Source organism: Paraplanobispora takensis (assembly GCF_016863195.1).
Taxonomy (GTDB): Bacteria; Actinomycetota; Actinomycetes; order Streptosporangiales; family Streptosporangiaceae; genus Planobispora; species Planobispora takensis.
The window spans coordinates 1-1,587 of sequence record NZ_BOOK01000126.1; the positions used below are offsets into that span (position 1 = coordinate 1).

A 1,587-nucleotide genomic window follows, 5' to 3' on the forward strand; every position below is an offset into this window, starting at 1 on the left:
GACCACCGGGGAGCTGATCGAGGTGCTGCTGCACCGGCGCATGGCCCATGCCCGTGTGGGCCGGCATCGCCGCCGCGCTGACGGTGGGCGCGCTCAGCGCCGATGTCGTCGCGCTGGAGGCCCGCAGGATCGCCCAAGCCGACGATGCCTCCGTCGTCGAGCCGTCACCGGATCGACCCGAGCACCTGGCCTGGCTGGATGAGCCCGCGGTGCTCTCGCCGACTATCCGGCGGCCGGCCCGCCTCCGAGGAAGAGCTGCCATGATCACCTTTCACCGCCGCGCGCTGACCGAGGAAGCGGCCGAGACCTCGATCTACCAGGCCTGCCAGCGGCTGCACCTGCCGACCATCCGCGGCCAGTTCGTCGAGCCGGCCGCCATCGCTCCCCGCAACCAGATGAGCTATCTGGGCTTCTTGGCCGAGCTGTTGATGGCCGAATGCGGCTACCGCGCCCGCAAGGCCTCCGAGCGGCGGATCAGGCTGGCGAGCTTCCCACGACAGAGATCGCTGCGCGAGTTCGACTTCGAGGCCAACTCCAACGTGGATCCGGCCGTCATCCACACCCTGGCCGCCAAGCTGGTCAACGAGCTGGTCGAGACCGCCGATGAGAAGTTACTGACCAAGACCATCGCTCGCTACGGCCGCGTCGACCTTTTATGCATAGACGGGCTGGGCTACATGGAGCTGGACCGGCACGGAACCGAACTGCTGTTTCAGGTTCTCACCGAGCGCGAGGAGACCAATAGGTCGCAATTACCTCAAATGAGTCATTCTCGAAAGCATCCGGAGACGACCATGAGTGACCATCCGCAGCACCGTGAGAATGAGGAGGCGTCCTGGCGGGATCGGGTCGCTGCTCAACGTGATGCCATGAGTCAGAAGCGGGATCAAGCGGCCACCCTGCGCGATGATGCCGCTCAGCGCCGTGATCACGTAGCTAGCGAGCGCGATCAGGAGGCCGAGGCGCACGTGCGGCAAGCCCAGCTACGGCGCGAGGAAGAAGACACCGCAGACCGGCACCTGCATGATCTGCTCTGGGCGGCGGAGTTGCGTGATCGCGCGGCCGAGCAGCGCGACCGCGACACCGCCCGCCGGCACGGCCTGCTGGCCTGGGACGGCGCCGGATTGGCCACCGAAGCGGCTCTGCTCGCCGCCGCGCGTGATCAGGCCGCGGCCGAGCGTGAGCAGAACCGACAGGATCGTGAAGAGATCCGGCGCCAGCTGAAGGCGCTGCGCCAGCTGCGGCTGGCGACCGATCGAGAGCAGGACAGCACGCGGGCACAGGGCTTGGCCGATCGGCAGGCGTCCGCCGACGATCGGCGGGCGAGCGAGGGCGACCGGGACGCCAGTGGACGGGACCGGCGCTCAGCAGCAATGAACCGGCTGGAGGCGAGCATCGACCGCCAGACCGCGGCCTGGCTGCGGACCGCACAGAAACTGGAGGCAGACGACAACCGGCCATGACCGGGTCCGCCGACGGGTCATGCCGCCTGGTCTGACGGCATTCGCGTGCTGCTACTTCTCACCGACATTTCCTGCTCCCCCGGCCAGCGAGCGGTTGCGGTTTTGGCCGGCGCTCCGGATGAGT

At 68.0% G+C, this 1,587-nt stretch carries 1 protein-coding gene; it reads left to right on the plus strand.

Features of this window, described 5'->3' with window-relative positions; translation table 11 throughout:
* Window positions 1-47: 47 nt before the first annotated feature.
* On the plus strand, window positions 48-1,463 hold the full coding sequence (locus Pta02_RS42155) for an ATP-binding protein (RefSeq protein ID WP_275423664.1): 1,416 nt from the start codon (window positions 48-50) through the stop codon (window positions 1,461-1,463).
* The last annotated feature ends 124 nt before the right edge of the window (window positions 1,464-1,587 follow it).

What these genes read in the sequence shown, in the direction of transcription:
- Pta02_RS42155 (WP_275423664.1), top strand. Translation starts at nt 48, where the DNA reads ATGCCCGTGTGGGCCGGCATCGCCGCCGCGCTGACGGTGGGCGCGCTC.